This is a genomic window from Rhizobium sp. YIM 134829 (assembly GCF_046546455.1).
Genome location: NZ_JBKHKI010000007.1, coordinates 103,633 through 124,865 on the forward strand (window position 1 = coordinate 103,633; position 21,233 = coordinate 124,865).

The 21,233-nt window shown below is 65.8% G+C and carries 17 protein-coding genes and 1 pseudogene; 6 read left to right on the plus strand and 12 right to left on the minus strand.

What is annotated here, in order from left to right:
- Positions 1–5: 5 nt before the first annotated feature.
- Positions 6–1,163: a Gfo/Idh/MocA family protein gene (locus tag ACLE20_RS13970; protein WP_410940918.1), complete on the minus strand. Its 1,158-nt coding sequence runs from the start codon at positions 1,161–1,163 to the stop codon at positions 6–8.
- Between the two features lie 488 nt (positions 1,164–1,651).
- Here ACLE20_RS13970 and ACLE20_RS13975 point away from each other — a divergent pair, with 488 nt between their 5' ends.
- The gene (locus ACLE20_RS13975) at positions 1,652–2,005 is read left to right on the plus strand and encodes a hypothetical protein (protein ID WP_410940919.1); all 354 of its coding nucleotides are present in this window, start codon (positions 1,652–1,654) and stop codon (positions 2,003–2,005) included.
- Between the two features lie 125 nt (positions 2,006–2,130).
- On the opposite strand, the gene ACLE20_RS13980 is transcribed toward ACLE20_RS13975, so the two are convergent.
- The 7 genes and pseudogenes from ACLE20_RS13980 to ACLE20_RS14010 form a co-directional block, all read right to left on the minus strand.
- Positions 2,131–3,192 (minus strand): UDP-glucuronic acid decarboxylase family protein, encoded by a 1,062-nt coding sequence (locus tag ACLE20_RS13980; protein WP_410940920.1) that lies wholly within the window; start codon positions 3,190–3,192, stop codon positions 2,131–2,133.
- Positions 3,193–3,225: 33 nt separating this feature from the next.
- Positions 3,226–4,335 carry a glycosyltransferase gene (locus tag ACLE20_RS13985; protein WP_410940921.1) on the minus strand — a complete coding sequence of 370 codons (1,110 nt, stop codon included), beginning with the start codon at positions 4,333–4,335 and terminating at the stop codon, positions 3,226–3,228.
- Entirely contained in the window at positions 4,332–5,420 is a 1,089-nt protein-coding gene (locus ACLE20_RS13990; protein WP_410940990.1) for a glycosyltransferase, read from the minus strand. Before ACLE20_RS13990 ends, ACLE20_RS13985 begins: the two co-directional genes overlap by 4 nt.
- A 57-nt stretch (positions 5,421–5,477) precedes the next feature.
- Positions 5,478–6,572 (minus strand): annotated as a pseudogene (locus ACLE20_RS13995) (glycosyltransferase); the annotation flags it as partial.
- Positions 6,573–6,574: 2 nt separating this feature from the next.
- Positions 6,575–7,684, minus strand: coding sequence for a glycosyltransferase family 4 protein (locus ACLE20_RS14000; RefSeq protein WP_410940922.1), 1,110 nt, complete (start codon positions 7,682–7,684; stop codon positions 6,575–6,577).
- Positions 7,681–9,711, minus strand: a complete 2,031-nt coding sequence (locus ACLE20_RS14005; protein WP_410940923.1) for an NAD-dependent epimerase/dehydratase family protein — start codon at positions 9,709–9,711, stop codon at positions 7,681–7,683. The genes ACLE20_RS14000 and ACLE20_RS14005 overlap by 4 nt, the downstream gene beginning before the upstream one ends.
- Positions 9,708–10,814 carry an NAD-dependent epimerase/dehydratase family protein gene (locus ACLE20_RS14010; RefSeq protein ID WP_410940924.1) on the minus strand — a complete coding sequence of 369 codons (1,107 nt, stop codon included), beginning with the start codon at positions 10,812–10,814 and terminating at the stop codon, positions 9,708–9,710. The genes ACLE20_RS14005 and ACLE20_RS14010 overlap by 4 nt, the downstream gene beginning before the upstream one ends.
- 299 nt (positions 10,815–11,113) lie before the next feature.
- On the opposite strand from ACLE20_RS14010, the gene ACLE20_RS14015 reads away from it, so the two are divergent.
- Both ACLE20_RS14015 and ACLE20_RS14020 read left to right on the plus strand, forming a co-directional pair.
- The gene (locus ACLE20_RS14015; protein ID WP_410940925.1) at positions 11,114–12,112 is read left to right on the plus strand and encodes an MDR/zinc-dependent alcohol dehydrogenase-like family protein; all 999 of its coding nucleotides are present in this window, start codon (positions 11,114–11,116) and stop codon (positions 12,110–12,112) included.
- On the plus strand, positions 12,109–13,131 hold the full coding sequence (locus ACLE20_RS14020) for a Gfo/Idh/MocA family protein (RefSeq protein ID WP_410940926.1): 1,023 nt from the start codon (positions 12,109–12,111) through the stop codon (positions 13,129–13,131). Before ACLE20_RS14015 ends, ACLE20_RS14020 begins: the two co-directional genes overlap by 4 nt.
- A gap of 112 nt (positions 13,132–13,243) precedes the next feature.
- Here ACLE20_RS14020 and ACLE20_RS14025 read toward each other — a convergent pair whose 3' ends face one another.
- Together ACLE20_RS14025 and ACLE20_RS14030 are read right to left on the minus strand one after the other, a co-directional pair.
- Entirely contained in the window at positions 13,244–14,515 is a 1,272-nt protein-coding gene (locus ACLE20_RS14025) for a calcium-binding protein (protein WP_410940927.1), read from the minus strand.
- A gap of 128 nt (positions 14,516–14,643) precedes the next feature.
- Complete coding sequence (locus tag ACLE20_RS14030) at positions 14,644–15,615, minus strand: helix-turn-helix transcriptional regulator (RefSeq protein ID WP_410940928.1); 972 nt, start codon at positions 15,613–15,615, stop codon at positions 14,644–14,646.
- Positions 15,616–16,136: 521 nt separating this feature from the next.
- Here ACLE20_RS14030 and ACLE20_RS14035 point away from each other — a divergent pair.
- Positions 16,137–17,774, plus strand: a complete 1,638-nt coding sequence (locus tag ACLE20_RS14035; protein WP_410940929.1) for a Na/Pi cotransporter family protein — start codon at positions 16,137–16,139, stop codon at positions 17,772–17,774.
- A 9-nt stretch (positions 17,775–17,783) separates the two neighbouring features.
- On the opposite strand, the gene ACLE20_RS14040 is transcribed toward ACLE20_RS14035, so the two are convergent.
- Together ACLE20_RS14040 and ACLE20_RS14045 are read right to left on the minus strand one after the other, a co-directional pair.
- Positions 17,784–19,274, minus strand: coding sequence for a M81 family metallopeptidase (locus tag ACLE20_RS14040; RefSeq protein WP_410940991.1), 1,491 nt, complete (start codon positions 19,272–19,274; stop codon positions 17,784–17,786).
- A 23-nt stretch (positions 19,275–19,297) separates the two neighbouring features.
- Complete coding sequence (locus ACLE20_RS14045; RefSeq protein ID WP_410940930.1) at positions 19,298–19,831, minus strand: hypothetical protein; 534 nt, start codon at positions 19,829–19,831, stop codon at positions 19,298–19,300.
- Between the two features lie 69 nt (positions 19,832–19,900).
- On the opposite strand from ACLE20_RS14045, the gene ACLE20_RS14050 reads away from it, so the two are divergent.
- Entirely contained in the window at positions 19,901–20,290 is a 390-nt protein-coding gene (locus ACLE20_RS14050; protein WP_410940931.1) for a RidA family protein, read from the plus strand.
- A gap of 42 nt (positions 20,291–20,332) precedes the next feature.
- Positions 20,333–21,196: a MurR/RpiR family transcriptional regulator gene (locus tag ACLE20_RS14055; protein WP_410940992.1), complete on the plus strand. Its 864-nt coding sequence runs from the start codon at positions 20,333–20,335 to the stop codon at positions 21,194–21,196.
- Positions 21,197–21,233 lie beyond the last annotated feature (37 nt).

Sequence of the window (21,233 nt, forward strand, 5' to 3'; positions counted from 1 at the left end):
TGGCGTCAGGCCGCCTTGGCCAGGAGCGCCTCGTCGAAACGGTCCCAGACGGGGCGCAGGTCAACGATGGTCTTCTTGATCCGCGCCTCGTCCATGGCAAGCGCCAGGATGCCGGCTTCCAGCGCATTGAGCGTCGAGACGGGCAAATGGATGCCGTCGCGCACATGCGCCATGATATCGGCGGCCATCTGCTCGTCGGCGCCGTAATGCTGGGAGAGCTCGGTGGCGGCATAGCGCGCCTCCACCACCTTCTCGCCGGAGAGCACCTCGGTCACGTCCATATAGCCGCGGACGAAATCGCCCTCGGCCGTGCCGCGCGTGCCGATGATGGCGAAGCGGCGGAACTGGTCGGGCACGTTGAGATTGGTGTGGAAGGTCATGCCGACGCCGTTGGCATATTCGACGATGGCGACCTGATAATCGATGATGTCGGCATCGCTGTCGAAGACCTTGTCGCTGCCCATCCAGCCGGATGGCTTGGAGTGGAACATGGTCATGTCGTTGACGCCGTCGAGCCGCGGATCATTGGCGGGAATGAAGGTACGCCGACCACCGAAGCTCGAGACCCGCTCGGGCCGCGCGCCGACGATGCCGTTGTAGAGATCGAGATCGTGGCAGCACTTCTCCAGCATGAAGCTGCCGGAGAACTTCTCGTAGCGCCGCCAGTCGCGCATGAAGAAGGCGCCGTGATAGGGGTAGATATGCTCGGAGGCCTCGATCGAGACGACGTTGCCGAGCGTTCCCTTGGCCTTTTCGGCGACCAGGTCCTTGTAGAGCGGCGAATAGCGCAGCACGAGACCGACCATCAGCCGCTCCTGGCCAAAGCGGGCCATCAGCTGGGCAAGCGCGATGCTGTCGGCGATCGTCGTCACCACGGGTTTTTCGCAGAACACCTTCAGCCCGGCCTCGAGGCCGATGCGGATATGGTCGAGATGGAAGTGGTTGGGCGAGCCGATCATCAAGAGATCGAGCTTTTCGGCGGCGATCATGGCTTCCGGCGTTGCGTAAGCTGTGCCTGCCGATATACCCTGCTCGGTAAGGCCCGGAAGGCCGGCCGGTTCGGGGTCCACATAGCCGACGATGTCGAAGGACGGGTCGATGGTCTTGAAGACATAGCCCAGATAGCCGAGCCGGAAACCGAGCCCGATGATCCCAACTTTCATGATTGCTGACGTTCCCGTTTTTCGTAATTTATTTTCTTGAGACTGGTCCAACTTTTCATTCTCGTCAACAGGCAATGCTGAAATTCCTGCGATGATGAAATTCATTTTCATACCGCGCGTGGATCCATGTTCGGCTTCGGCTTGTTGCCCCTTGTCTGGGCGGGATGAAATGCCTTGCCCAGGCCGGGATCGAGGGGACGCTGCAGACGCGCCGGAAGAGCAGTCCTTGTCCGGGAACCGGAACCGAAGCGCGATGTTAGGCGGATAAGAGACGAGACAGGGGCGTGCGCGAAACGCGCTGGGTCTGCTTCTGACGCATTGCTTTATGAAGGCTGGCGGATTAAACGCGCCGGCGAAGGGTTCGACCGAAGGCCGGACTGACGAACTGCGGCAGCGCGGCCGCCGTTCCAAGCGGCAGACGACGGCCCGACCTTGATGGCGGCGGCCGCGAGGGGGCTGAACGCGACGGCACTCCGAAGGAAGACGCAGTGCCAGATTTGAAGATCATCGTCGTCGGCGCAAAGAGCATCCTATCCGATGCCGCCCGTCAGGCCTGGGCCGAGCGGAACATCACGCTCGTCGGCCCGATCCCTGCCGATAAGGTCCGCATCGAGGAGGCCCGGCTCGCTGCCGGCGTTGTCCTCGACGTCGCCGAGGAGATCGAGCAGATCTATGATCTCTCCGAACGCCTCGATCTCGCGCAGGTGCCCTTTCTCTTCGCCGTCATCGGCAAGACGGCGCCGGACGGGCCAAAGCCTTTCCTGCTCAATGGCGCGGAGGAGGACATGACGGCGATCCTGACGACGCTGACGCAGCAGGGCAGAAACACCTCGCGCCACTGATTGCTTTGCCCGCCGAACGTCCCGCTCCAAAAAAGAAGAGAGCGCTACCCGTTGCGGGATGGCACCCTCGTCCTGAGTTGCATCCGCTTGCAGGAGACCCCGCCGAAGCGATCGCGCGCCCGTGCTCAGGCGCCGAGCGCGGCGGCGGCCTGATGGCGCAGCCGCGGACGGGGAGTGGCGATCGGCCGGGGCGCCTCGACGTCCAGCGCGGCGCGGAACCAGTCCACCGTCGCCGCCAGCCCTTCGGCAAGCGGCACCCGCGGCGTCCAGCCGAGCAGGGCTTCCGCGCGGGCGATATCCGGGCGGCGGCGCTGCGGGTCGTCGGCCGGCAGGGGGCGATAGACGAGATCGCCCGCAGAGGGCACCAGCGCCACCACCATGGCGGCCAGCTCGTTGATGGTGAACTCGCCGGGATTGCCGAGGTTGACCGGCTGGCCGGGATTGGGATCGGCGTTCATCAGTGCCATCAGCCCGGCGACCAGGTCGCTGACGAAGCAGAAGGAGCGTGTCTGCTCGCCGCTGCCATAGATGGTCATCGCCTGGCCGGAGAGCGCCTGGACGATCAGGTTCGAGACAATGCGCCCGTCATTCGGCTGCATGCGCGGCCCATAGGTGTTGAAGATGCGGGCGACGCGCACATCGACACGGCCGGCGCGCAAGAGGTCGAAGCAGAGCGCCTCGGCCGCGCGCTTGCCCTCGTCATAGCAGGCGCGGGGACCGGTGCAGCTGACATTGCCGCGATAGTCCTCCCGCTGCGGATGCTCGGCCGGATCGCCATAAACCTCGCTGGTGGAGGCCTGCAGGAAGGATGCGCCTTCGCGCTCCGCCAGGCTTAGAAGATTGCCGGTCCCGGTCACGCAGGTCATCATCGTGTGGATGGGATCGGCCTGGTACTGCGGCGGCGAGGCGGCGCAGGCAAGATTGTAGATCTGATCGACCGGCTCGCCGAGACCGGGAAGCGCGCAGATATCCGCCTCGATCAGCCGGAATTGCGGATGGTTCATCAGCGGCTGGATGTTACGCGATGACCCGGTGAGAAAGCTGTCGAGGCAGAGGACGCGGTCGCCTGCTCCCAGAAGCGCATCGCAGAGATGAGAGCCAACGAAGCCCGCCCCTCCGGCCACCAGCACGGTGCGTCTGGCGCCTTTTCTCCTCGCTCCCTCATTGTTCGACGGTCTCTGCACCATTGTGTCACTCCTCACTGAAGCTCTGTTTGGCCGTCAGGCCGGGATCGGGTCCTGGCGCGGCGCCGCCGTGCGCGGCGCAAGGGCACGAAGATCGGCCACGAGGCCGCGCGCCCGCGCTTGTCCGGTATGGTCGGCCAGCACACGCGCCCGTGCGGCCTGCGCGATCGCCTGTCGCCGGCTCTCCTCCAGGCCGGTCAGCGCTGCCACGACGGCGTCGGTGTCGTCGGCGATCAAGAGCGCTTCGCCGTCCGGCAGCAGCGCATCGAGACCCTGCCAGCGGTCGCTGATGATCGGCGTGCCGCAGGCGGCCGCCTCGAACAGCCGCACGCTCGGCGACCAGCCGGCGGCGATCATGTCGGCGCGGGTGACATTGAGCGTGAAGCGCTGGCGGCCATAGAAGCGGGCATGGTCCGCGGGCGGCAGATGCTCGATCCGCTCGACATTGGCGGGCCAATCGATCTCGGCCGGATATTGGGGCCCGGCGACCACGAAGCGGAGTTGCGGCAGGCGCCGCGCCGGCTCGATCAGCAGCCGTTCCAACGTCGGCTGCCGGTCGGGGCTGTAGGTGCCGAGATAGCCGAGATCATAGATCGGCGCTTCGCCGGTCGGGCCGTAGCGGTCGGGATCGACGGCGCAGTAAAGCGCCAGGGCCTTGCGGGCGTGGAAGTCGCGCTCGAGCCGGGTCAGCACCGCGCCGCCGGAAAAGGAGAAATAGGCGTCGAACAGCGGGATCTGTCGGCGGGCGAGATACTCCTCCTCGCCACGCTCCAGCCGCGCCAGCGTCACCGGCGTATCAATGTCGTAGAAGGCAAGTCGTTTCGGCCGAAGCGCTGCTACCGCCTCGATGACGGCGATGCCCTCCGGCACATAGGAGCCGATGATGACCGCATCGGCGCGTGCCAACCGCTCGCGGTAGCGGCCGATCAGCGTCGGAACGTCGTCATAGAAGTCGAGCGTGCAGAAATCCGGATCGGCGAGATCGCGGTGCGCGGCATACCAGGGCACGTCGCGCTCGAGGAAGAGCACCGAATGGCCTTCGGCGGCGAGCCCGCGCAGCAGCGCGCGGAAGGTGGTGGCATGGCCGTTGCCCCAGGAGGAGGAGAGCGACAGGCCAAGGACGACGATATCGAGCGGGCGGGTCATTCGGCGGCCTCCAGGCCGGTCGCATGGGCGCGGAACAGCCGGTCCACCGCCTCCGCCCGGTGATCATAGGTGTGTTCGGCAAGGACATGGGACAGAGCTGCCTCGCCGATGCGCCGGGCATTGTCAGGCTCGAGCGTCGCCATGATCTCCGCCACGTCGCGTCCATCGCGTGCCACCAGCACCTCGCTGCCGGGCTTCAGGAAGAGGTCTATCCCCTCCCAGTAGTCGGTGATCAGGCAGGCACCGGCGCCGGCCGCCTCGAAGACGCGGGTGGCCGGCGAAAAACCGGTTTCCGCCATGCTCTCGCGCGAGATGTTGAGCACTGCCTTGGGGCTAACGTTGAAGGCATTGTGCTCGCGAGTGGAGACATGGCCGAGCAGGCGGACATTGGTGCTCATCGCCTTGTCCTGCCAGCCGGACCCGCCGAGCAGGAAGCGGCTCTCCGGCAGGCGCGCGGCCGGCGCCAGGAAGAAGCTTTCCACCCGGGCCTCACGATCCGGCAGGCGATTGCCGAGAAAGCCGAGGTCGGCGGCAAAACGCGGATCGGCCGGCACGGGATGGTGGGTCTGCGGGTCGAGCGCATTATAGACCGGAATGCAGTCGCGCGCGCCAAGCGCCCGGTAGGCTTTGATCACCGGATCGCCGCCGCCATAGGTCAGCACGAGGTCCAGCGTGCCGAGCGCCTTGCGCAGCGGATGGTCGGGCGCGGCCCTGAGTTCGGCGAGCGTCGCCGGCGCATCGACATCCCAGAAAATCTTCAACGCCTGCGGTGGGGCGGCATCGAGAACCGATTGCAGCAGGAGATCATCCTCGAAGCCGACGCCGCTTGCCTTGACGACGATATCGGCTTTGGCCGCCTCCGCCGCCACGCGTTTCAGTGCCTCGATCGTCCCCTCATAGACCACGACGCGGCACCAGTCCGGAGGGTCGATGTCCCGGTTCTTCTGCCGGTCATAGACGTCCGGCTCGTAGAAGGTGATGTCATAGCCACGGGCGGCAAGCGCCCGCAGCAGGCCGCGATAATAGGTGGCGGCGCCGTTCCAATAGGCGGAGACGAGGCTCGATCCGTAAAAGGCGATCTTCATTCGGCGGCCTCTCGTCAGCGCGCGGGGATTAGCGGTCGCTTCGGCCAGAGCCTGGCGCACGGAAAGCGTGCCGTGCTGGGCGAGGATCGAAAAGAGCTCGTCCACCCGGTGGCGGCAGGTGTGGCGGGCCTGGATGGTCGCGAGGCCGGCGCGCGTGAGGGACGTGGCGAGAGCCTTGTCGTTCAGCACATCGCGCAGCCGCGCCGTCATCTCCTCGCCGTTTCGGGCGACCAAGAAATCTTCGCCCGGCCGGAAGAGCCCTTCGCTGTCGCTCCACGGTGCGCTGATCAGCGGAATGCCGCAGGCGAGCGCCTCGAAGACGCGGATCGTCGGAATGCCGGGCAGGCTTTCGACATAGGGACGGCGCGGAATATGCATCGTCACCCGATGCGCGGCGAAAGCCTTGGGCGCGTCGGCATTGGCAATCCAGCCATGATAGGCGATGCCCGCCTCCGCCAGCGCCCACAGAGCATGATCGGGATAGCGCACGCCCCGGACCGTGGCATCCAGCCGCAACGCCGCGACTGGCCGAACGAGGAAGTCGAGGATTTCGGCCGAGCGCTCGTCATCGCCCCAATTGCCGATCCAGATCAGATCGCCGGTTCTTTCCACCTCGGGCATCGGGCGGAACAGCGCGTCGTCGGCGGCCTCATGCCAGGTAAAGACCGTCTGGCCCCAGCCGGCGGCCAGATAGCGCTGGCGCAGCGTTTCGCCGAAGGCGAGCACGCCGTCATAACCGCTGAGATCGAGGCCGGAAATGTCGCTCTCGGAAGAAACCGCGCGGTGATGGGTGTCGTGGAAGAGAAGGGTGAAGCGGCCGCCGGCCTGGCGCGCGCGGCCGAGCCGGGCGACGAGCGCCGGATCGGTCCATTCATGCACGACGACCACATCCGCACCATCGAGGGCTGCCTCATGGTCGAAGTCCGGTCCGTAGACCACCGAGCTGAGCATCGGGAACGTGTCGTGGAAACGGTCGATCGTCACCAGGCCCTGGTCGGCAACCAGGTTCTCCCGGCTCCAGGCGCCCTGCGGCTCCAGCGCCAGCGTCTCGTGGCCGCGCCGCTCCAGGTCGCGCAGCACGCCGCGCAGGAAATGCGCATTGCCGTGGTTCCAGTCGGAGACCAGCGAATGGGTGTAGAACAGGAACTTCATGGTCACTCCGCTGCATCGGGAAGGGCGGCACGCGCCGGGCGGCTCTCTGCAGACAGCCGGTCGTAGAGGCCGAGAACGGCCTTGGTCTGGGCAGCGGGCGTGAAGCGGCGGGCGCGATGCGCCGCGGCCTCCGCCATGGTGTGCCGGAGCGCGGGATCGCCGGCCAGCCGGTTCGCCTGCGCCGCGAACGCGGCGGGGTCGCGCGGATCGGCAAAGAGCGCCGCGTCGTCCCAGAGTTTGCGATAGGTGGGGATATCGGACAGGATCAGCGCGGCGCCGAGCCGGGCGGCTTCGAGTGCCGCGAGGCCGAAGGGCTCGTAGAGCGAGGGTGAAATGACGACGGCCGCGCGGCGCATCAGGCCCATGGTCTCGGCATGGGAGAGCGCGCCGCGATGATCGGCGTGGGTGAAGGCCAGGCGCTCGCCATTCGGACCGAGGGAGGGGCCCGCCAGAACCAGCGGCCAGGGCATGGACGGCGATGCGGCGTCGAGCACCGCGCCATTCTTGCCCGCATCCCACCAGCGGCCGGCGGCGAAGAAGAAGGGTTCTTTCTCCGGCGTTTCGGCATTGAGTCGGCTGGCATTCTCGATCACCGTCACGGGGACTTGCATGCCATAGGCGGCCTCCACCATGGCGGCATGGCTGTGGGTCGGCGCCACTACCGCATCGGCCCGCGCCAGCCCGTCCGCTGTCAGCCCGCGCTGCCATTCCCAGTCGGCCGGGACCGGCGTGCCGCGTACCGCGCCAAACCACGTAACGACGCAGGAATGGGACACGACGACGACCGGCCGGTCAGTGCTCAGCCCCGCCGCCTGGGAGGGAAGGTTGAGATGCAGGAGATCAACGCCTGCACGGCGGGCAAGACTGTCGATCAAGCCCGGAACGGCGGCAAGCTCGTCCTCTGACGTCGCCATCCAGTCGAGCGGCGCATCGAACCAGTGGAGCGGACCAAGCGCCTCGGCCTCCCGTCGTTCGGCTTCACCCGGGCGCGGGCCGAAGCCGGCGAAGACGATCTGCATGCCCGAACCGGCGAGGCCCGCGGCCAGATCCATCGCATAGCGCCAGACCCCGCCCACCGCATCGACCGTCATCAGCACGCGCCGCCCGCTCATGCGGTCACCCGGCGCTTCTCGGCGCTAGGGCCTCGGCCGGAAAAGCGGTGTTCGGCCAGCCACTCCGCCAGATGCTGAAGGCCCGCCCGCCAGCGCACGCGCGCCCGCCAGTCGATTGCGTGTTCCAGCTTTCGCGTATCGGCGACGAAGAAGAACTGGTCGCCGGCCCGCCAATCGCCGAACTCGATCTCGATCGGCCGGCCGGTCAGAGCCTCGATCTCGCGCAGCACCCCGATGACGCTCACCGCATTGCGTGGGCCGCCGCCCAAGTTGAAGGCGGAGCCCTTCAGCCGGTCGATGGCGCCGAGCAGGCCGCGATAGGCGGCCACGGCATCATCGACATGGAGGATGTCGCGCACCTGCCTGCCATCGCCATAGACCGAAACCGGGGCGCCGGAGAGCGCGCGAATGAGGAAATGCGCCACCCAACCCTGGTCTTCCGTGCCGAACTGGCGCGGGCCATAGATGCAGCTCATCCGCAGCACCGCCGTCGGCAGGTCGAAGGACTTGGCATAGTCGAGCACATACTGGTCGGCGACGCCCTTCGAGCAGCCATAGGGCGTGCAGAAATCGAGCGGCCGGTCCTCGCCGATGCCATGGCTGCGGATCGCTTCATCGGCCGGCATGTAGCGGTCGTCGAGCGGCACCATGGTGACGTCGTCGAGCGCGCCATAGACCTTGTTGGTGCTGGCGAAGATGACCGGCGCCTTGCGGCCGGCCTTGCGGACAGCCTCGAGCACATTGATCGTGCCGCGGGCGTTGGCCTCGAAATCATCGAGCGGATGGACGAGGCTGGTCGTCACCGCTGTCTGGGCGGCGAGATGAAAGACCGCCTTGGCATCGGCGAAGGCCGCCTCGATGCCGCGCAGGTCGCGCACGTCGGCGAGCATCGGGTGAACCCGGTCGCCATGCCGCTCGCGCAGCCAGGCAAGGTTCTGATCGACGCCGGAGCGGGCGAGATTGTCGAGGATCACCACATCCTCGCCATCCTTCAGCAGGCTGTCGGCAAGGTTGGAGCCGATGAAGCCGCTGCCGCCGGTGATCACCACCGGGCGCGCATGGCTGGCCACATGCGGCGTGGCGAGATCGGCGACCTCGGCGAGGCGCGCCGTGCCGCCTTCGGTCAACAGGCGGGCGAGCAATTTTGGCTGGTTGTCATGGGTGACGGCGCCGAGGTGATAATGGCGCGGATCGAACCAGAGGCCCTCCTGCACCGGCACGTTCGGCGGGACGTCTCGCCAGGAATACCAGTACATGCGGTCGGCGGGGACCGAGAGCGCGCGCATGAAGCGGCGCGCCTGCTCCATTTCGTCATTGCGCCAGGTGGAGTAGCCGGTCTCGGTGATCCAGATTTCGGCCTTGGGATTGTAACGGTCGAGGATGCGGCGCATCTCGCCCATATGCATGTCCCAGCCACCCCAGGTGCCTTCCTCGCTGTCCCATGTTCCGGGAAAGCCGTGGAAGCCGACGGCATCGACGACGTTCAGCACGCCGCGTTCGCCCATCAGGTTCAGCCAGAAGGGATCGAAGGGGCAGGGGCCGCCGAGCACGGGCTTGAAGCCACGCTGCTGCGCCCAATAGCCGGCGCCGCCGACCATCTCGCAGAACAGCGCGAAATCGCCATCCTCCCGCCAGTCCCAGTCGAGCAGATTGTTGGGCTCGTTCCAGAGCTCGACATGGGTGAAATGCCGGCCATAGCGCGTCAGCACATGGTCGACGAAATCGGCATAGGATTTGAGATCGACCGGCGCGCCTGAAGAGCGCCCGGTACGCGAGAGCGAGGGGGGCGTGTAGTGGATGCAGGGGAGAAGATCGATCTGACTTCCGACCTTCGGGATCAGCCAGTCAAACCATTCTTCGCCGCCCGGCGCCAAGTATTCAGCCCAGGAGAGATGGGTGCGCAGATAGCTGGCGCCACTCTTCAGGATCGCCGGCAGGATCTCCTCGGTGCGGTCATATTCGCCCGGCCGAAACCATTCGGCAAAGCCGAAGCGCTTCGGGCTCTCCACGCCTCCGCCTGCCGTCATGATACCAGACCCCGCTCTTCCAGCTGCCGCTTCATCTCCGGGCCGCGGTCGATCGCGCCTGACTGACGCACCCATTCTGCGAAGGGGCCGAGCGAGTTTTCGAGCCTGAATTCCGGCTCGAAGCCGAGCAGGTCATGCGCCTTGGAAATATCGGCGAAGCAGTTGCGGATGTCGCCGGAGCGGGCCTTGTTCATGATATCGGGCGCGATCTCCGGCACACCCATCGCCTCGGCGAGCAGCATCGCGACCTCGGCGATCGTATAGGCCTGGCCGCTGCCGATATTGATGACATGGCCGGGCGCCTGCGGCTGTTCGAGCGCCAGGCGGAAGGCGCGGGCGACATCGCGGACATGGACGAAGTCGCGCCGCTGCCGGCCATCCTCGAAGATCATCGGCGGCTGGCCATTGGCAAGCCGCGAGGCGAAATTGGCGAGCACGCCCGTATAGGGATTGGAAAGCGCCTGGCCGGCGCCGAAGACGTTGAACAGCCGCAACGCCACGGCTTCGACGCCATAGGCCTCGCCGAAGATCAGCACCTGTTTTTCCTGGGTATATTTGGTGAGCGCATAGATCGAGGCGAGGTCGACCGGCTTTTCCTCGTCGGTGGCGACGGGAGTGACGGGCTGGCCTTCGGGCCCCTGTGGGTCCCAGGCGCCGGCCTTGATCCGCTCCGCCTTGCGCCGCACGAAGCCGAAGCGCCGCCCCTCGCCATCCTTGTAGAGGCCCTCGCCATAGACGCTCATGGAGGAGGCGACGACGATGCGGCGGATCGGCAGGCCGATCATCGATTCGAGGAGGACCGCGGTGCCAAGATCATTGCCGCCGACATAGCGGGCGATCTCATACATGGACTGGCCGACGCCGACTTCGGCCGCCAGATGGATGACGCCTTCGACCCCTTCCAGCGCCTGACTGACAGCGGCCTTGTCGCGCACATCGGCGCGGATCAGCTCGGCTGCCTCCGGCACGCCGGCCTCGGCATCGGCATGGACCTGGTCGATCATGGCGTCGAGAATGCGGACCGAATAGCCGGCATTCAGGAGTTCCTCGATGACGTGGCGTCCGATGAAGCCGCAGCCACCCGTTACTAAGATCTTTGTCATCACTGGCTCCCAAAAGGTCAGGAAAAGCGCATCCGTCATCGGCGGCCGAACAAGACCCTGCGGCGAAAGTTGCCGCTTCAATGTCATCTTTTTCTTCTTCGACTTCTTCCACCCTATCGGCTGACCCAGCCGCCCCGCGCGCGCGGGTGATTGAGAGAGACGGGAACAAGCGCCGATCGCTTCGGCCCCCTCTGCCATCTTCATCTTCTTCGACTTCTTGAGGAACCGATCGCGTCCCGGGCTGTTCGGCGGGCCTAGACGAGCGGGGCTGCCCGCGGCGGAATCGAAGGAGACACGCGATGAACCAGATGGCCAGAGAGCCGGACGCGGCCGAGGCGCTGATGCGCGCCGCAATCGTCACCGGGCCGGGCAGGGTCGAGATCGACACGCGGCCGGCGCCAGAGCCCGGCCCCGGCGAGGTGCGGATCCGTCTGGAAGGCTGCGGCGTCTGCGCGTCCAATCTGGTGCCCTGGTCGGGGCCGGACTGGATGCAGTTTCCAACGGAACCCGGCGGACTCGGCCATGAGGGCTGGGGGGTGATCGATGCGCTGGGCGAGGGCGTGACCGAGCTCGCCATCGGCGACCGGGTGGCCGCGCTCAGCTACCATGCCTATGCCACGCATGACATCGCCCCGGCCGAGCGTGTGGTCGCGCTGCCAGCGGAGCTCGACGGCCAGCCCTTTCCCGGCGAGCCGCTCGGCTGCGCCATGAACATCTTTACGCGCGCCGACATCCAGGCCGGACAAACGGTGGCGATCGTCGGCGGCGGCTTTCTGGGCGCGCTGCTCACCCAGCTCGCCTCCCGCGCCGGCGCGCGGGTAATCGTCATCTCGCGCCGCGCCTTCTCTCTCGACGTGGCGCGGCGCATGGGCGCGGCGGAGGTGATCGCGATGGAGGATCACTGGCAAATTATCGAACAGGTCAAGGCGCTGACAGACGGGAGCTTCTGCGAACGGGTGATCGAGGCGGTCGGCAAGTCCTGGCCGCTCGACCTCGCCGCCGAACTCACCGCCGAGCGTGGCCGTCTGATCATCGCCGGCTATCACCAGGATGGCCCCCGCCAGATCAACATGCAGCTCTGGAACTGGCGGGGCCTGGACGTCATCAACGCCCATGAGCGCGACCCCGAGATCTACATGGACGGAATGCGCCGGGCGGTCGCCGCCGTCATCGACGGCCGCCTCGATCCGAGCGCCCTTTACACGCACCGCTATCCGCTGGAGGCGCTGGGCAAGGCGCTCGACGACACGCGCGACCGGCCGGATGGCTTCCTCAAGGGATGGGTGAGCTTCGCATGACCGAGATGCCGCGCGTTTTTCAACTCGAGCCCTCGACCCGCCCGCTGCGCCTCGGCTTTCTCGGCACCGGCTGGATCGGCCGCCACCGGATGCAGGCAATCCTTGCGACCGGCGTGGCGGAGGCCGTGGCGATCGCTGACCCCTCGCCGGACATGGCCGAGGAGGCGCTCGTCCAAGCTCCGGCTGCGCGCCGGCTCGAAGGGCTCGACCAGCTGCTCGCGGAAGATCTCGACGGCATCGTCATCGCTACGCCGAGCGCCGGCCATGCCGCCCAGTCGATCGCAGCGCTTGAAAAGGGCATCGCCGTCTTCTGCCAGAAGCCGCTTGGCCGCTCGGCGGAGGAGGCCAGGGCCGTGGTGGCGGCGGCGCGCGCTGCCGACCGGCTGCTCGGCGTCGATTTCTCCTATCGGGAAACGGAGGGGTTGAAACAGATCCGCGCTCTTCTTGCCGACGGCGCGCTCGGCCATGTCTTTGCCGCCGACCTTACCTTCCACAATGCCTATGGGCCGGACAAGCCCTGGTTCTACGACAAGGCGCTCGCCGGCGGCGGCTGCGTCATGGATCTCGGCGTGCACCTGGCCGACCTGGCGCTGTGGCTGCTCGGCGAAACCGAGATTGTCTCGGTCACCAGCACGCTGATGAAGGAAGGCGCACCGCTCAAGGCCGGCGATGTCGAGGACTACGCAGTCGCGACCGTGACGCTTGCCTCCGGCACGGTGGTGCGGCTGGCGTGTTCCTGGCGCTTGCAGGCCGGCGCAGATGCGGTGATCGAGGCGAGCCTCTACGGCACGCAAGGCGGCGCAAGCCTGCGCAATGTCGCCGGTTCCTTCTACGACTTCACCGCCGAACGCTTCCACGGCACCTCCCGCGAACTCCTGGCCGCACCGCCGGACGACTGGGGCGGTCGCGCGGCTGCCGCCTGGGCGCGCCAGCTCGCGGAACGCCGGACCTACGATCCCGCCTGCGAAAACCTGGTCACTGTCTCGGCCCTGCTTGACAGGATCTATGCCGGCCACTGACAGCAGGCCGCGCCACACCCTCAGATGATCGGAAACGCGCCTGCGGCCTGGGCAGGCGTGTGGTTAGAATTGGGAATACGACACGATTTCTCGCGCCTGTTATCGCGCAGCCTCAAACCAGAATGAACTCGCCAGCCTTCATGGCCAGGTTCGCGTCCAGCTGCGCGAACAGAATGGCCGCTTTTCCGCCCGTGCCGTCCGCATCGTAGAAGAGTTTGCCTGTGTCGGTCTCGTAGATGATCCGGTCCGAGGCATCATGGGCCTTGCCGTCGCTGCCGGCGATGAACTGGGCGCTCTTCAGCTTGGATCCCGAGCCGAGCGCCGAGAAGACGGTCTTATCGAGCGAGATCGCGTCGTCCTTCACCTGATAATCGGTGATGGTGTCGACATTGGTCTCCGCCGAGAGGGTCCAGTCGAAGTAAAAGACATCCTTGCCTGCATCGCCGGTGAGGATGTCCAGACCGTCCCCGCCCCAGATCTTGTCGTTGCCGCCGCCCCCGGCAATGACATCGTTTCCTGTATCGCCGGAGAGCAGCTGATCGGCGGCATTGCCGACGATGTGGTCGGCGTCGTCGCCGCCATAGACGAGATCCTTGCCATTGGCATAGATCCGGTCTTCGCCGTCGCCACCATAGACGCTCGACTTGCCGCTGCTGGCCGTGCCGAGGAAGCTGGCCGTCGCGATGATATCGTTGCCGTTCTCGCCGTAGAGCGCGTCGTTGCCGCGGCTCTCCGTCAGCGTATCGTCGCCATTGCCGCCATAGAGCCAGTCGCTGCCGCTGCCGCCGTCCAGCGTATCGTTACCATCGCCCCCGGACAGGACGTCGAGGCCGGTGCCGCCAAACAGATCGTCGTCACCGACACCGCCGTCGAGCGAATCGCTGCCGGCGCCGCCTTCGAGCACGTCGTTGCCCTCGCCGCCATAGAGGCCGCCGAGCTTGGACGTTTCGAAACCGTCACCGAGGGCGGTGGAGCCGGCCACCACCAGGGTGATCTGGCTGTCGTCCCCGTCGCCGCCGTCCAGGTGGTCGTCCCCGAGTCTGCCCCAAAGCGAGTCGCAGTCGCCGCCGCCGTCCAGCGTATCATTGCCGAGACCGCCCTCGATCACATCGCGCCCGCCATCGCCGGACAGCGAGTCACCGCCGGACGACAGCGATCGATTGATCAACCAGTCATTGCCGCCGCCGCCATGGGCGATGAGAAGATGATAGGCGGTGTTGTTGTTGCGTCCGTAGTCGAAGACGACGACATCATTGCCTTCGCCACCATAGCCGATGAAGGACAATGAACTCGAGCCCAGCACGTCGTCGCCCTGGCCACCCTCATAGGAAAGCGCGAATTCGTCGTAGATATAGTCGTTCCCGATCGTTCCGATGGCACTCATCTCCGCCTCTCGCTCCGGTTGGTGGTCCGAGAGGCTTCTTGCACCGGTAAACGGATCAGCGCGTCGCTATTTCGACAGGCTCATGTGCCATTCCTGACAGGCAGCCGATGCAAGGGAGGATCAGTGGCTCACGCTTCAACGGCGTCGTCGGTGCGCTGGGACGGTGTCGTGCCATAGGCCTGCCGGAAGGCGCGGTAGAAGGCGGACAGGCTTTCGAAACCGCAATCCAACGCGATGTCCACGACGCGCTGCGAGGTGCTGTGCTTCTGGGCCAGCAGGCGGCTCGCTCGTTCGAGGCGCTGCATTCGGATGTAGCGAGCGAGCGGCGTTCCGCTTTCGGCGAACAGCTTGCGCACCGCGCTTTCGCTCATCGCGAGATGGGCGGACAGCTGCGATTCATTGAGGTGACCGCTGTTCAGATTGCGGGAAATGAACTGCTTTGCCCGGTGCAGGCGTGCATCGCTCAGTGCCCGGCCGGCAAGGCGCCGTTCCCTGCCCCGCGCACTGGCGCCGAGTGCCAGCGCGGCGAGATCGCATAATTGGTCGCCGATCTTGTCCGCCAGCGCGAAGTCCGGCTGGATGTCCTGGCTGATCAGCGTATCGGCGTAGCTGCGCAGCAGGGTGCAGGCTGGATTGTCGCGGCCGAGGCGGGTCATGTCGAAGCGGTCTTCGCTCATCACCAGCGGCAGGATCTTGGCACGGGGCAGGGCGATGGCGAGGGTTCGTCCGACCTGTCGGGAATGCGATTGCAGGACCTCGGCCGTCGAATGGACGAGGATCTCTCCTGCCTCGGCGGTCTCGACGCGACCGCGTTGTTCGTAGGTCAAAGTGCTCTCGCCGAAGGGCATGGAGAACATCACGAGATCGAGACCGTTGAGATTGGGCGACATGACGAAGCGGGACAGGCCCCGATCGAAGACCGTGGCGCAGGCCTCCGGCAGGGAGATATTGGAGAAACGATCGACCCGTCCCTCGTCTTCAGGTGCAAGCGCTGAGTAGCTGTGGCCGATCATCTGCCCATACCGGATGCAGAGTTCGCGAAAGCTGGCGACGTCGCCGCCGAGCGTGACATCCGTCTTGGACCGAAAAGGAAGGACCATGCCGTCTCTCTCTTTCAGGACTGTCGCGCCCGGCTGATCTTTCCCCTCTCTCAGGTCGCCAGCGGTTGGACATGGCCAGGAAGAGCCAGGTGAACACGCTCTGCTTCATGCCTTGCGGCAGCCCTCGTTTCTCCGTCGCCAGGGGGACCAACCTGATCAGCATTGCACAGTGCTGCATCATTGCAACCTAAATTTCGAATATGTCCATTCGTATCATTTCTCTCGCGGGCTGGCGGCCGCGCGACGCTACGACCGTCATTGTCAGATGCTCCTGTCAAAGCCGAGGACCGTCTCCTCTTGCCCGGCCAGTCGATGCGGCGTGGCAGACGCCGGAAAGGGCGGCCGAAGCCGCCGCCCGCTCTTCTGCGCCGGCTAAGGGAAATTTCTGGCGAAAGCGAAGGATTCATGTCGTTTTTTTCGCTGCACGATGTCGAAAAGCGTGACACTCTGTGAGCGTGAGCCCCATTTTGCCGAGGCCAGTCGGTAAGGCTCCAGCGGCGGTGCGTCAGTCAGGATCGGCCATGCAGTCCACCATCGTCATGATCAACCTGTTCGGGGCCGTGGCCCTGCTGCTCGTCGGGCTCGCGCAGGTGAAGGACGGGGTGTCGCGGGCCTTCGGCGCGCGGCTGCGGACGGGACTTGCCACGGCGACGCGGCAATCCTGGCGGGCCTTTCTCTCCGGCCTCGTCGCGACGCTCGCGCTGCAGAGCTCCACCGCGACGGCGCTGATGGTGTCCTCGTTCGTCGAGCGCAGCCTGGTCAAGCCGCGCATGGCGCAGATCGTACTGCTCGGCGCCAATCTCGGCACGGCGCTGACCGCGTGGATCGTCTCGACCGGGATCGAGTGGCTCTCGCCGCTCCTCATCCTGTCCGGCTTCGCGCTCACCCGCAGCCAGGCGACCACCCGTCAGGGCGGCGGCGTGGCGCTGATCGGCATCGGCCTGATGCTGCTCTCGCTTCATCTGCTCGATCTCGCCAGCGAACCCATGCGCCATTCGGCGGCGCTTGCCACCTTCATCCGGCTGCTCGACGGCGCCTGGGCGGTCGCCTTCGCCTTTTCGGCGGCGCTGGCCTTTGCCTGCTCCTCCAGCCTCGCGATCGTCGTGCTCATCCTGTCGCTTGCCTCGACCGGCGTTCTGCCGGGCGGGCTGCTGGTGGCGCTGGTGCTGGGGGCCAATCTGGGTGGGGCAATCCCACCCTATGTCGCCACCTTAAGGGCGGCGCCGGCTGCGCGGCGCATCACGCTCGGCAATCTGATCGTGCGCGCCTGCGGTTGCCTCATCGTGCTGCCCTTTGCCGGCGAGGTCGCCGACCTTCTTTCGCGGCTGCCGGGGACCAAGCTGCCGGTCGACGCCCATCTTCTCTTCAACTTCGTCCTCGCCCTTGTCGCCTGGCCGCTCACCCGCCGGCTGACCCGTCTGATGGCGCGGCTGGTGCCGGAGGAGGCGAGCACGAACCAGGGGCCGAGCTATCTCGATCCGCAAGAGCTCTCGACGCCGGTGGTGGCGCTTACCAGTGCGACGCGCGAAGTGCTGGGCGTCGGCGATTTGATCGAACGCATGCTGCTCAACGCGGCCGACGCCTTCAAGACCGGCGATCTGGCGGCGCTGCAGGACATCCCGATGTTGGAGCAGCGGGTCGACAGGCTGCAGCAGGAGGTCAAGCTCTATCTCTCGCGCCTGGGGCGCAACGGTCTTGCCGAAGACAATGCCCGCCGCTCGATCGCCATCATCGACTATGCGATCAATCTCGAGCATGTCGGCGACATCATCGAGAAGGGCCTGGTCGCGCAGGTGAGGAAGAAGGTCTCCCAGGGCTTGAGCTTCTCCGAAGCGGGGTTTGAGGAACTGTCGCGCTTCTTCGAGCTGACCATCGACAATTTGCGCATCGCCCAGACGATCTTCGTCACCGGCGACATTCACTTGGCGCGGCGGCTGATGGAGGTGAAGGTGGAGGTGCGCAATCTCGAGAAGCAATCGGCCGAGCGCCACTTCGCCCGCCTGCGCGAGGGGCAGGCCGCCAGCCTGCAGACGAGCTCGCTCCATCTCGACATGCTGCGCGACTTGAAGCGAATCAATGCGCATATCGTCTCGGTCGCCCATCCGATCATGGATGCGAGCGGGCTCTTGAGCGAGAGCCGGCTGCGCGCGCTCGGTTGAGGGTGAACCTCAGGCGACGCCGCGCGCGGCGGGTTTCGTCTCCAGCCCGTGCGGATCGGCCATCATCGGCCAGATGGTGCGGGGCGCACGGCGATAGGGTGTGCGGGCGGGATTGTTCGGATAGGGGGTGCCCGCCGAGCAATAGAGGATCTCTGCCGCGATCCGGGAAAAGGAGGCGTAGAAGTGATTGGTCGATTTGATGACCAGGATCTTCATCGCCATCGGGTCGATGCCGAGGGCGGAAAACAGGCTGGGGTCGAAACTCTGGGCCCGGGTGGAGTTGAGGATAATGTCGATCCCCTCCAGCCTTATATGGGCCGCATCGCCGAAGGGGGCGAAACTCTCGCCAAATCGCATCTGCGCATTCTCGACCAGCCGGACCACGGTCACCCGTCCATCGATCGGCTGGCCGGTGCCGGGCGCGGATTTGGCGCCGAAGCGCAAGGGGATCTCCGCGCCTTCGCCGGCCGCCATGCAGATCTGCACCGCCATCGGATCCCAGATCGTGCCGATCGCCACATCCTTGGCGCCTCGGGCGAGGAGCTCGGCCAACAGCACGGTGGCGTCGCCTGCCGTGCCGCCGCCCGGATTGTCCCACATATCGGCGATGACGACAGGATGGGCCTTGGCAGCCAATGCGCGCGATACCGCCTCCCGCTCATCGATCTGCGGCATGATGAAGGTGCCGCGGCGGGCAAAGAGCTCCAGGCCGAGGCGCCGGGCCAGCGCCTCGCCCTTCTGCGGCGCATCGTCGGTCACGACCAGCATCTTCGTGCCCATTTCCGGCACGTCGCCGGCCATGAAGCCGTGGACGACGGAGATGGACAGCACGCTGTCTTCCGTCTGCTCGAGCGCCGCGATGCGATCGATGAAACTGCGCATCGGCTCGCGCGAGGTGGGGAAGACATCGATCATTCGGCAGTCGAAGACCGACATGACCGGGCGGACCCGTCCTTCCAGCGTATCGACGGCGATGCGCCAGAGGTCTTCGGCGCGGTCGACGAAGTCGGTATGCGGGAATTCCTTGAAATAGACGAAGAAGTCCGCCGCCTGGCGGCGCTTCTCGGTCAAGTGCGAATGCGGGTCGAGTTCAGCGCAGACGAGGATCTCGGGGCCGACGATGTCGCGCACCCGGGAGAGCAGGTCTCCCTCCGTATCCTCGTAGCCCGCGGCCACCATGGCGCCGTGCAGGCCGAGCACCACGGCATCGACGGGGAGGGCGGCCCGCAACTGGTCGAGGATTTCGTCGCGCAGCGTTTCGTAGGTGCTGCGCGCCACCAGACCGGCGGGATCGGCCCAGGCGGCGGTGCCCTCGATCAGCGTCCAACCCTTTTCGCGGCAGACGCGCCGGCCAACCGTAATCGGCGCCGAACAGAGGGTCGGCGTGTCCGGATGCTCACCGGGTGGAGCGTAGAGCGAGGCGAGAAAGGCGCGGCGATCGATGCAGATCGGCGAAAACGTATTGGTTTCCGTCGCCAGCGCTGCCGTAAAGATCCGCACTTGTCCCCCCGCGGCGTGAGCCGTCACTTCGCTTCCATCGGATTGGGCAGATAGCCCGTAAAGCCGCAGATCTTCCAGCGTCCTTCATGAAACCGGCAGTGATAGAGCGTCTGCCATTTCAGGACGTCGCGCGTGCCGTCCGCCTTTTCGATCGTGCCGTCGAACATTTTTCGGGCGAGCGCCGCCCCGCCGGAGATCTCGATCTCCTCCAGCGTCGTCGTCCAGAAGATCGCCTGGCGGGGATCCTCGGCAAAGGTGGTCTCGGCGAAGTCGCGCGCCTGGCGCAGCCATTCGTCACGATAGGATTCGAGTGTTGGAAAAGCGAGACGCCAGCCGGCAGGGCTCACCGACTTCTGGCCATCAATGCCGAGAAAGGCATCGGCGACAAAATCGTCGGCCACCATCGACCAGTCGGCTGCGAGGAAAGCGGTGATGTCGCGCTCGACCAGCATGTCCCAGATGGCACGGCGATCGCCGTCGCTCGCCGGAAAGGGATTGGCGAAAGGGTCTCGACTGCCTGTCATATTGAAATTCTTTTCATCATCCTCGATTTTCACTGGCCAAAATCCGTCTTGTATGGTGACTTGTCAACGGATCACGAAAATAATTTGCGAAAGGGAGCGGGAGTGACCATTAAGCGCTATGGTGACGTGCAAGCCGGTGCCGGTGGCAAGCCCTTACCCTTCGCGCGTGCGGTGGAGGCGGATGGCTGGCTGCACGTGTCCGGCCAGGTGGCCATGGAAAAGGGCGAGATCATCGGCGGTGGCATCGTCGCCGAAAGCCACAAGGCCATCCAGAACCTGATCGCCATTTTGCATGAGGCCGGCTATGGGGTGGAGCATGTGGTCCGCTGCGGCGTTTGGCTGGACGACCCGCGCGACTTCTGGAGCTTCAACGCGGTCTATCAGAGCTATTTCGGAGCTCATCCGCCGGCGCGCGCTTGCGTCCAGTCCGCCATGATGGTCGATTGCAAGGTCGAGATCGACTGCATCGCCTTCAAGCCCAAGGAAGGCTAGCGGTCGATCATGGCGGCGCTCGGGCAGGGATTGGCGGACGGCATGGATCTCTTTTCCAATCTCCAGGCGGAGAAGGCGAAGCTCTCGCCCTCCGAGGGCCGCATCGCCGACATCATCCTGAACGACTTCGAATTCGCCGTCAGCGCCTCGATCATCGAACTCGCCGAGCGCGCCGCGGTGTCGCCGCCGACCGTCACCCGCTTCTGCCGAAGGCTCGGCTGTGACAGTTTCTCCGATTTCAAGATCCGGCTCGCCCGCACCGCCTATGTCGGCATGCGCTATCTCAAGCCGGAGCCGAAGAGCTCCAATGCCGGCGATGTCGCGCAGGAGATCATTACCAAGGCCCAGAACGCGCTGTTCCTCCTGCACGACCAGCTGAACATTGCCGCCGTGGAGCGGGCGGTGGAACGGATCGTCTCGGCGGAGATGGTCTACGCCTTTGGTTCGGGCGGCAATTCTTCCATGGTCGCAACCGAGCTGCAGAACCGGCTGTTCCGGCTTGGCATCCGTGTGACGGCAAGTGCCGACCATAGCATGCAATTGATGCTGACCGCCGCGGCCCGGCCGGGCGACGTCATCATCGGCTCCTCGCTGTCCGGCCGCAATGCCGAGCTGGTCCGCTCGTTGAAGCTCGCCTCGGAACTCGGCATTCCCACCATCGTCATCACCCAGACCGGCAGTCCGGTGGCCGAGGCTGCAGATACGGTTCTGGCGATCGACCTCAGCGAGGGGGTGAACATCTTCCGCCCCACCTCCACCCGCATTGCCTATCTGGCGCTGGTCGACATCGTCGCGAGCCTTGTCGCCTATGGCGTCCAGGCTCAGGCCGCCACCACGCTGCGCCGGATCAAGGAACAGCTCGTCAAGCACCGCGACGGCGACGACCGCCAGCCGCTTGGAGACTGAGGCCGTGCCCATTCTTCCCATCCACAGGACCTTGGAA

What these genes read in the sequence shown, in the direction of transcription:
- ACLE20_RS13985 (WP_410940921.1), bottom strand. Translation starts at nt 4,335, where the DNA reads ATGACCCGCCCGCTCGATATCGTCGTCCTTGGCCTGTCGCTCTCCTCC.
- ACLE20_RS14000 (WP_410940922.1), bottom strand. Translation starts at nt 7,684, where the DNA reads ATGAGCGGGCGGCGCGTGCTGATGACGGTCGATGCGGTGGGCGGGGTC.
- ACLE20_RS14055 (WP_410940992.1), top strand. Translation starts at nt 20,333, where the DNA reads ATGGATCTCTTTTCCAATCTCCAGGCGGAGAAGGCGAAGCTCTCGCCC.
- ACLE20_RS14015 (WP_410940925.1), top strand. Translation starts at nt 11,114, where the DNA reads ATGAACCAGATGGCCAGAGAGCCGGACGCGGCCGAGGCGCTGATGCGC.
- ACLE20_RS13980 (WP_410940920.1), bottom strand. Translation starts at nt 3,192, where the DNA reads ATGGTGCAGAGACCGTCGAACAATGAGGGAGCGAGGAGAAAAGGCGCC.
- ACLE20_RS14025 (WP_410940927.1), bottom strand. Translation starts at nt 14,515, where the DNA reads ATGAGTGCCATCGGAACGATCGGGAACGACTATATCTACGACGAATTC.
- ACLE20_RS14020 (WP_410940926.1), top strand. Translation starts at nt 12,109, where the DNA reads ATGACCGAGATGCCGCGCGTTTTTCAACTCGAGCCCTCGACCCGCCCG.
- ACLE20_RS14030 (WP_410940928.1), bottom strand. Translation starts at nt 15,615, where the DNA reads ATGGTCCTTCCTTTTCGGTCCAAGACGGATGTCACGCTCGGCGGCGAC.
- ACLE20_RS13970 (WP_410940918.1), bottom strand. Translation starts at nt 1,163, where the DNA reads ATGAAAGTTGGGATCATCGGGCTCGGTTTCCGGCTCGGCTATCTGGGC.
- ACLE20_RS14010 (WP_410940924.1), bottom strand. Translation starts at nt 10,814, where the DNA reads ATGACAAAGATCTTAGTAACGGGTGGCTGCGGCTTCATCGGACGCCAC.
- ACLE20_RS14005 (WP_410940923.1), bottom strand. Translation starts at nt 9,711, where the DNA reads ATGACGGCAGGCGGAGGCGTGGAGAGCCCGAAGCGCTTCGGCTTTGCC.
- ACLE20_RS14035 (WP_410940929.1), top strand. Translation starts at nt 16,137, where the DNA reads ATGCAGTCCACCATCGTCATGATCAACCTGTTCGGGGCCGTGGCCCTG.
- ACLE20_RS13990 (WP_410940990.1), bottom strand. Translation starts at nt 5,420, where the DNA reads ATGAAGATCGCCTTTTACGGATCGAGCCTCGTCTCCGCCTATTGGAAC.